This window comes from uncultured Wocania sp., from assembly GCF_964021735.1.
Lineage (GTDB): Bacteria > Bacteroidota > Bacteroidia > Flavobacteriales > Flavobacteriaceae > Wocania_A.
On the sequence record NZ_CAXIBN010000123.1, the window covers coordinates 1 to 9,243 of the forward strand.

The 9,243-nt window shown below is 31.9% G+C and carries 8 protein-coding genes; all 8 read right to left on the bottom strand.

Going from position 1 to position 9,243, the window contains the following annotated elements:
• Window positions 1-101: 101 nt before the first annotated feature.
• Window positions 102-1,454 carry an alpha-L-fucosidase gene (locus AADI82_RS10970; protein WP_341216482.1) on the bottom strand — a complete coding sequence of 451 codons (1,353 nt, stop codon included), beginning with the start codon at window positions 1,452-1,454 and terminating at the stop codon, window positions 102-104.
• A gap of 26 nt (window positions 1,455-1,480) precedes the next feature.
• Window positions 1,481-2,587: a Gfo/Idh/MocA family oxidoreductase gene (locus tag AADI82_RS10975; RefSeq protein ID WP_341216483.1), complete on the bottom strand. Its 1,107-nt coding sequence runs from the start codon at window positions 2,585-2,587 to the stop codon at window positions 1,481-1,483.
• Window positions 2,554-3,213 carry an L-rhamnose mutarotase gene (locus AADI82_RS10980; protein WP_341216484.1) on the bottom strand — a complete coding sequence of 220 codons (660 nt, stop codon included), beginning with the start codon at window positions 3,211-3,213 and terminating at the stop codon, window positions 2,554-2,556. The genes AADI82_RS10975 and AADI82_RS10980 overlap by 34 nt, the downstream gene beginning before the upstream one ends.
• 9 nt (window positions 3,214-3,222) lie before the next feature.
• Window positions 3,223-4,821: a sodium/solute symporter gene (locus AADI82_RS10985; protein ID WP_341216485.1), complete on the bottom strand. Its 1,599-nt coding sequence runs from the start codon at window positions 4,819-4,821 to the stop codon at window positions 3,223-3,225.
• Window positions 4,818-5,429, bottom strand: coding sequence for a TetR/AcrR family transcriptional regulator (locus AADI82_RS10990; RefSeq protein WP_341216486.1), 612 nt, complete (start codon window positions 5,427-5,429; stop codon window positions 4,818-4,820). Before AADI82_RS10990 ends, AADI82_RS10985 begins: the two co-directional genes overlap by 4 nt.
• 75 nt (window positions 5,430-5,504) lie before the next feature.
• Window positions 5,505-6,422 (bottom strand): tRNA epoxyqueuosine(34) reductase QueG, encoded by a 918-nt coding sequence (gene queG / locus AADI82_RS10995; RefSeq protein ID WP_341216487.1) that lies wholly within the window; start codon window positions 6,420-6,422, stop codon window positions 5,505-5,507.
• A gap of 46 nt (window positions 6,423-6,468) precedes the next feature.
• Window positions 6,469-7,812, bottom strand: coding sequence for a cytochrome c peroxidase (locus AADI82_RS11000; RefSeq protein WP_341216488.1), 1,344 nt, complete (start codon window positions 7,810-7,812; stop codon window positions 6,469-6,471).
• A gap of 152 nt (window positions 7,813-7,964) precedes the next feature.
• A complete protein-coding gene (gene ruvB / locus AADI82_RS11005; protein WP_341216489.1) occupies window positions 7,965-8,987 on the bottom strand; it encodes a Holliday junction branch migration DNA helicase RuvB in 1,023 nt (340 codons plus the stop codon).
• Between the last annotated feature and the right edge of the window lie 256 nt (window positions 8,988-9,243).

Sequence of the window (9,243 nt, forward strand, 5' to 3'; positions counted from 1 at the left end):
AGCTTTACCTTTTGGGCTTTTATGTATGAATTTATTGATGTACTCATTAAAATTACAACTAGTAAATTTTTTATGTAAATTGTTTTTTTTAATGTTTAAAATTAATAATTAAACCGTTCAATAACCTTGATGTTATTTGTAGGTTTATTAGTTTCAAGTACAAGAACGGTAGCTATATTATCAGGTAATAATCCATTGATATTTATATCAACCGCTTCTTTATTCTGATTAAAACTCACAGAAAGTGTTCCATCTAATAAATACGCTTTCTTAATTTTCACTCCTTTTGGAAAGGGCAGTTTTAAATTTGTTTTCGACTTCTCAAGTAAATGTATATATATTTTGTTTTCCTTTCTAGTACTCACCATGTAATCTGTGGGTTTATATGGACCGCCACGGGTTCCGTAAACAGCTTCTTCATTTACCTTTAACCAATCTCCCATTTCCTTTAAACGGTCTATTTGGCGTTGTTCAATACGTCCATCTGCCATAGGCCCCACGTTAAACAAAAAATTACCACCTCCTCCAGTAGCTTTAAGTAATGTATGAATACACTCTTTTAACGGTTTCATTTTGTCATTAGGTTTCCAAGCCCATTGCTTACATATAGTCATACAGGTTTCCCAAGGATATTCTATATCGAATGCGCCAACTCTTTGTTCTGGAGTTTCATAATCGCCAGCAAACTTCTTTCTGGATTTGGTTTTACCAGTCATACCTTCCAAACCTTTATCTACACGATTATTAATTAAAATACTAGGCTTTAAGGCTCTTAAATATGCGTATAAATCCATGCCCATTTTATGTGTATAGGCATCTTCCCAACCACCATCGAACCAAATTAGAGCAGGGTCGTAATTATCGATTAACTCTTTAAGTTGATTTTTCATATACTGATAGTAGATAGACATATCGGATTCTTCCACTGCTCTTTTATCGCCTCCATATCTTGTCGCATAATGGGGATGACTCCAATCTGCTATTGAATAATAAGCGCAAAAAATAATACCTTGTTTTTTACATGCTTCAGAAAGTTCTTTAAGTATATCTTTTTTATAAGGTGTAGACATAATATCATATTCTGTATATTTTGAATCCCATAAGCAAAAGCCATCATGATGTTTTGTAGTAATTACCAAATATTTCATACCTGCATCTTTGGCTGTTTTCACCCATTCTTCAGCATTAAACAATACTGGGTTAAACTCTTTATATAAATTATCATATTCCTTAATCGGTACCTCTTTACCTCTAGACCAACCAATTTCAGTACCACGAAGTGCAACAGGCCCCCAATGGATAAACATACCAAAACGCATATCTTGAAAACCTTTAAGTGCCTCTGGGTGTGTTATTAATTCTGGATACGCTTCTCCACCACTTGGATGTTGGGCTTGCATAGTATAGCAAAAAATGAATTGTATTACGAATACCACCATTAATATTAATTTCATAATTGTAAAATATTTTTTTGATTTTATTATCTTATACTTGATGATTTAACACCTCCTTTATCACTGGATTTGTAAACTGCTTCTACTAATCTCATAGTATTGTATGCATCTTCTGTGCTATGCGGTAATGGTAAATTTTTGTCTAAAACATGCCTTTGAAGTCCTGCCATTGTACCAACAAAAGCTTCTGGAAACCAGCCTCCTTTTATTTTTATTTCCTTCCATTTTTTCTCCTTATCTTCTAATAATATATATTCAAACTTAGCAGGAAGCCCACGTGGATAATCCATAGAAAGTCCTATTCTAATTTTTATAGCGCCTTTTGTCCCTTCAATTTTAAAATAAGACTCTTGTTTTTCTAGACCAAATTCATGCCCATGATTGGTTAATATTCTGGCTTGCGTAAATTCATCATAATCTAATATCATTGTTGTTCGAGTGGATGCTAAATCCTTCATTTTAGGATGCTTTATTGTACTTGCATACACTTTTTTAGGGTTTCCTAAAAAGCTTCGGATTAAATCTAAATAATGAATACTATGGTATAAAATTTCAACTCTTGGTAATTGAAAGAGAAAATTCCATAAGTGCCATGGTGTATAAACACAAACTTTAAGTTCCATGTCGTACACTTTACCAATTAAGCCCTTATCAATCATTTCTCTTAAAACAAGCATATAGGGTGCGTAACGCAATTGAAAATTGACTGCAGAAACCAGTTTTTTTCTTTTACAAATCTCTAATATACGTTTGGCTTCTTCTAAGTTTTCGCCCATTGGTTTTTGCATTAAAACCGCAGAACCATCTGGTAATTGCTCTAATATTTCTGCATGTAGGTTTGCAGGAACTGCCAAATCGAAAACAGCATTGTATTTTACTCCATCTTCAATTAAATCCTTCAAGCTGTGGTATACTTTTTCTACAATATCAAACTTATTCTTTAACGTTTCAGCTTTAAGTTGTGCTTTATCATAAATACCTTTTATCTTAAAATTTGCCAAAGTATAAGCTGGTAAATGCGCATCTTTAACAATTCCACCTGCTCCAATAATTACTATTGGAAGTGGGTTTTTTGGAAGTTCTACTTGTTGATTAAAGTTCATTGCTGAATTAATAATGCCATTTGTTTCCATTTTTCCACAGCTTTGCTTTTAGGATTTACCTTTTGAAACTTTGCCACATACTCTTGCCACTCCTTTTCTCTTGGCAAGCTAGCCCATTTTTGCCCGTCTTTATCCAAATCGAAATTTGGAGATGTATCCATAATCAAAAAAGCTTGACATCCTTGTAGATAAATTTCCATCTCTTGAATTCCCATCGTATTCATATTCTCAATAATTTCTGGCCAAATCTTATCTGGTTTATGAATTTCTTTATATGCTTCCAAAAGTTCCCTATTTTCTTTTAACATCAATGTCATTACAAACCTTTTGTTTCTCAACTTATTTGATGAAATCTTTTTATTTTCTGCGTTCTTTTTAAATATTCGTTTTAGTAATTTCTTTTCAGATAGCTTAAAACCATTTTTTTTATTTTCTGAAAATGCATCTAATTTCTTTAAAATATCAGAAACGTTTAACCGTGATTGTATCTCTAAAATAACTACATAATACTTTTGATAATTATAACACTCAAAACTCGTAATAGCCCAGATTGAATTTTTATTTTTCTTTAAAAAACAGGATGAAAATTGAACTACTTCATTTTCTGTTGATAACGCATAACAAAATCGTTTTAAAGTTTCTTTATTTTCTATCATCTTTCATTATTAATAAAAAACAATATAGATAACAACCATAATACCCACTAGTAAAAACGTTAGATTATTCACTATTTTTGAAGGTGCCTTTACTTTAAGATAAAATGAATCTGGAATACTTTGTTTGGATGTATCAAAATAAGAGACTAATCCATAAATTACTGTTGAAATTATAAAATAAAGATACGTTTGCCTTAACCAGTTAATTCCTAAACCCTCTGAACTTGATATATAATTTTCAATACCATTGACGGTTACATATTTTTCAATTAAAAATACAGTTCCAGCAATTAAACTACCACCTAATAATGTCCAAAATGATGCATTAGCGGTTCCACGTTTACTTAATATCCCCCATAGAAATACAGCGACAATAGAAGGCGCAAAAATACTAAACATTTGGTTGATTAGAGCGAAAATACCACCTAAATCTCCCAAAAAGGGAGACCATAAAACCGCTAGTACCAATACAACTACTCCTGTAATTCTACCTATTCGGATTTTAGATTTATCTGATAAATTAGGTCGAAGCTTATCGAATACATCATAAACAATAAGCGTGGAACAACTATTTAATGCAGCTGCAACACTACTCATTACTGCAGCTAATAAGGCTGCAATCATTAATCCTTTTAAGCCAATTGGCATTAATTTCATTATCATTATTGGCAGCACACTTTTGGTGTTTTCTCCAATATCGCCTTTAAAAAGAGCAAATGCTAAAATACCAGGAACAACCATTATAAATACTGGAAGTATTTTAAGAAACCCTGCAAATAACGCCCCTAATTTTGCTTGTTTTTCTGATTTTGCCCCAAGTACTCTTTGAACAATTGTTTGGTCTGTGCACCAATACCAAATACCTAAAATTAAATGCCCAAAAAGCATATCTAAAAACGTAAATCCTTTTTTATCAGAATCAAAGCTAACAGCTTTTAACCTATCTGGGTCTACAACTTCTTTTAAAGCATCATAAGAATGTATACCAACTTCTGGTAATTTAAAAACAGCCAATAGCGTAATCATTAAAGATCCTAATATCAATATAACCGTTTGTACAGACTCTGTAATTACTACCGAAGATAAGCCTCCAATTATCGTATAAATCCCTGTAGCTATTGCAATAATAATGATGGATATTAAAATGTTTAACCCAAAAATTTCTTCAAATACAACAGCTCCTGCATAAAAACTTACACCAATATGCATAAATAATGCAGCCATAATACTAAAAACGGCTAAAACAACTCTTGAACGACTATCATACCTTTTTTCTAAAAACTCTGGAAGTGTGGTTATTTTTGTGCGTAAATAAAATGGCACAAAAATAAATGCTAAAATAATGAGTTCAAAAGCAGAAAACCATTCGAAATTCCCCCATACAATACCATCAACAAATCCAGATTCTGAAAGCCCTACCAAATGCACTGTAGATATATTTGATGCAAAAAGTGACGCTCCAATAACCCCCCAAGTTAAAGACTTACCTGCTAAAAAATACCCTTTACTAGTTTTATTCTTTTTGTTAGAAAACCATAAGCCTATAAATACAATGCCTAGTATGTAAGCTATAATAATTAATACATCAATAATCGAAATATTGCTCATTTTTTGTTATTTAAATTATTATACGCTTCTAATCCTTTTTCTGTCATGTGAGGTAATAGTAGCTCCCATATATACAGTGACATATCCTCACTTTTAGTTGACGTATAATTAGAGAGTATTTCTTGTTGAGATTTCCAAAATGTAATTAATATACGCATAGTTTTTTGTAATCGCATATACATCCCTTCATTAATTTCTGGTTTAAAGTAATCGTATTCCTTAAACAACTTAATAAAGTATGCTACTTGTTCTCTACGTATTAGAAACGTTTTTTTTAATAGAGTATCAACTTCTTTAAAATTTCGAGAAATTTCTAGTAAATCAAGGTTAAAAAAAGAATATGTATCATTTAACTTTTCTAAAGCTAAAAGCAGTTCGTTAAACTGTATAAACGGATCAATATCTTTTGCCATATAGACTTCAGAAATATCTCTTCGCATTTGCTTATATATTGCCTTTAAGAGTGCTTCCTTATTTTTATAATGATAATCTAAATTACCTACACTAATACTTAAAGATTTAGCAATATCTCTCTTGGTAATATTCTTTATACCATGAGCATTAAAAGATATAATAGCTTGATTTATTATTTTTTGTTTTGTTTTCAAATAATCTATAATTGAATATACAAATATAATAAATTAGGTCATTTGACCTAATTTTGCAAAAACAAAACTGAAAAACTATTTAAGAAAATTGATGTTTCTTTTTAATCCTGAAAACTTAGTACGTTTAACTGCAGATTTTTGAAATACTTTTCTAAAGGTGTCTTCAGTTATTTCCTCCCAATCTTTTTTTGTCATGGATAACAATTCTGGATGCGGTTTAAACAAAGGTTCGCTATGTGATTTTGAAAATCGATTCCAAGGACATACATCTTGACAAACATCGCAACCAAAAATCCAATCGTCCATTTTGCCTTTAAACTCTGTTGGAATATTTTCTTTTAATTCTATAGTAAAATAGGAAATACATTTACTTCCGTCTACAACATAAGGTTCGGTAATGGCTTCTGTAGGACAAGCTTCAATACATGCTGTACACGTACCACAATGATCGGTTGTTGCCGAATCATATTCTAAATCTAAATCGATAATAAGTTCAGCTATAAAATAAAATGATCCAACTTGTTGGGTTAATAAATTACTATGCTTCCCAATCCAGCCTAAACCAGATTTTGCTGCCCAAGCTTTATCAAGAACTGGTGCAGAATCAACAAAGGCACGACCGTGTACTTCGCCTATTTCATCTTGAATAAAATGCAATAAAGATTTTAACTTCTCTTTTATAACGAAATGATAATCCTCTCCATAAGCATATTTAGACAACTTGAAACTATCGTCATTTTGTTGTTCAGAAGGATAGTAATTAAGTAATAATGAAATAACACTTTTTGAATCTTCAACCAACTTTCTTGGGTCTAATCGTTTATCAAAATGGTTTTCCATATACTGCATTTGCCCATGCATATTGTTATTCAACCATTTCTCTAAACGTGGTGCTTCTTCTTCTAAAAAATTAGCCTTACTAATACCACAAGACAAAAAACCGAGGCGCTTTGCTTCGGTTTTTATGATATTTGAGTAATTTAGTTTATTCACCTTTTTATTAAAACATCTAAACTACAATTTAGTTTTTAAAATTAATTTAATTGAATCCTAAATCTTTTTGCGATTGAGGGTCTGCAACTGGGAAACAATTACCAGAAGGTAACTTTTCTGGCACGTATCGTTTTAAATTTTCGTCGTATAAAGATTTCTCAATAAACATAGTTAGAAAATCTACTTCACTTTCTGTTAAATTAAGAGGAGTAAACATTGGAGAAAGCTTTTGTGAAGGCACTTCTGTATTTTCATGTATAGCTTCATTCTTATAGCGTATAATATCTTTTACACTTTCAAAACTACCACCATGACCATAAAAGCTAACATCTTTTAAATTATATAGTTGTGGTGTTTTAAATTTATAATCGTCGTCACTATTTCCTGTAAATCCACCACGTCCTTTTTTGGTAGCTTCATCAACTACTGTTAAAATATTAGCTCCTGCTAAATCATTCATCCCTAGAGCATGAAAATTCATACCATTTAAACCAGGGCCTGAGTGACAAGTATAGCATTTTCCCTTATCAAAAAATAATGAAGCACCACGTAACTCCTCTTCACTCATTGCTAATTCGTCTCCTTTTAACCATTGTTGGAATGGAGCTTCATTTGGCAGCAAAATTCTTTCGTATGCTGCTATTGCCAGTCCAGCATTTATTTTAGAATAACGTTCAGATTCATTAACATTTGGAAATGCATTATCAAATAATGCTTTGTATGCAGAATTTACAATATAATCATAATCAATAACTAACCTGTGTACATCTATTCCTGCGATAGCTTGAGTTTCAACACCCTCAAACCCTAAAGAATTTACTTCTTTAGGAGTGCCAACTGTCCAATTAGCTTCTGTTCCAACGTTAGTTCCTGTTGCTCCAAATTGTCCGTTCCAAAGCATAACATCTTGATAAGCAACATTTAATACACTTGGACTTCTTATCGGCTGCACATCAAGATCTCCCTCAATATAAGTAGATGATTTTAGCCTTCCTTCTCCAAATGAACCAAAGCCTATACCACCTTCACCAATACCCTGAAGTATTCCACTTTGAAAACCTGCTGCTACATGATGACAGCTAGCACAAGAATATGTATTCTTACCTTCTGGGTGTTTAGGGTTTAAAGCTAGTCCAGTTTCATGATATAACATTTTACCTAACGCCACTTTAGCATCAGTAATAGGATTATTAATATCGCTCGGAATAACTAAATAATTATTTGAAGCCGGAAGAATTAAAGCTTCTTTTGTGCCATATAATTCTATAATTTTTTTTTCTAAATTGTTTTGAAGTGTAATGTCTACATAATCATCATTGTCTGTAGCGCATGAAGAAAACAAAAATGCTATGCAAATTGCAAGCATATTAAATACTCGTAGGTTTTTCATTATAATTGGGTTATTATATTTTGAGTACAAACATAATAACATACTAAAACACCTTACAAATTTTTTGTTAAATTAAACGAAATATTAGTTAATCTGTTGAAAGGTTTTATTTAGTCGTTTATTTGTTTTGGTAAAGATTAAGAAGCTTGTTTTTAAAATAACCCACCTTGAATTGACCCTTTAACTTTTCCTAAATGCTTGTAAGCTTGTTCGGTTACTTCGCGTCCACGAGGTGTACGCATAATAAAGCCTTGTTGTATTAAAAAAGGTTCGTAAACTTCTTCAATAGTTTCAGGGCTTTCACTAACCGCTGTAGCAATAGTTGTAATACCTACTGGACCACCTTTAAATTTATCTATAATTGTGGAGAGGATTTTATTATCCATTTCATCTAAACCATGAGCATCAACATTTAAGGCTTCTAAAGCATATTTAGCAATTTTAATATCGATACTTCCATTACCCTTAATTTGTGCAAAATCTCTAACACGACGCAACAATGCATTTGCAATTCTAGGTGTTCCACGACTTCTCCCTGCAATTTCAATAGCTGCTTCCATGGTTATTGGCACATCTAAAATAGTAGCACTTCGTTGTACAATAGTGGTGAGTAAATCTGTTTTATAATATTGTAATCTGCTTTGAATACCAAAACGTGCGCGCATTGGAGAAGTTAATAAACCTGAACGTGTTGTGGCACCAATTAAAGTAAACGGGTTTAGATTTATTTGAACGGTTCTTGCATTTGGTCCAGATTCAATCATGATATCGATTTTATAATCTTCCATTGCTGAATATAAATACTCTTCAACAATAGGACTTAATCGATGAATTTCATCTATAAACAACACATCGCGTTCTTCAAGATTTGTGAGTAAACCTGCCAAATCTCCTGGTTTATCCAATACAGGTCCTGAAGTTACTTTAATACCAACACTAAGTTCATTTGCTAAAATATGGGCTAAAGTTGTTTTCCCTAATCCTGGAGGTCCATGAAATAAGGTATGGTCTAAAGCTTCTGTTCTTAAATTTGCCGCTTGAACAAAAATTTGAAGATTCTCTAATACTTGATCCTGACCTGTAAAATCATCAAAAGATAAGGGTCTTAATTTTTTTTCTACATCTAATTCTTCTGGAGAAAAATTGTCGTTGGATGGATCTAGGTTTTTGTTCATATTAAAAATTCCTTCGACTAAGCTAAGGACGACATTTTTTTATACAGTTTAAACAGATTCCCGCTTTCGAGAGAATGACTAAAAGCAAATATAAACAAAAAGCCTTTCCGAAATTTTGGAAAGGCTATACTTTTGCTATAAATACTTTTCGTTTAGCTTATTATAAGGTAATCTTAATGTTGCAATTCTTCCTCACCATCCTTAAGCGGAATATTTTGAGGTACAAAATCTACATCATGTCCCGGTTTGCTATAAT

Coding starts and splice junctions, on each gene's coding strand:
- AADI82_RS11000 (WP_341216488.1), bottom strand. CDS start 7,812: ATGAAAAACCTACGAGTATTTAATATGCTTGCAATTTGCATAGCATTT.
- AADI82_RS10975 (WP_341216483.1), bottom strand. CDS start 2,587: ATGGAAACAAATGGCATTATTAATTCAGCAATGAACTTTAATCAACAA.
- AADI82_RS10985 (WP_341216485.1), bottom strand. CDS start 4,821: ATGAGCAATATTTCGATTATTGATGTATTAATTATTATAGCTTACATA.
- AADI82_RS10980 (WP_341216484.1), bottom strand. CDS start 3,213: ATGATAGAAAATAAAGAAACTTTAAAACGATTTTGTTATGCGTTATCA.
- ruvB (WP_341216489.1), bottom strand. CDS start 8,987: ATGAACAAAAACCTAGATCCATCCAACGACAATTTTTCTCCAGAAGAA.
- AADI82_RS10970 (WP_341216482.1), bottom strand. CDS start 1,454: ATGAAATTAATATTAATGGTGGTATTCGTAATACAATTCATTTTTTGC.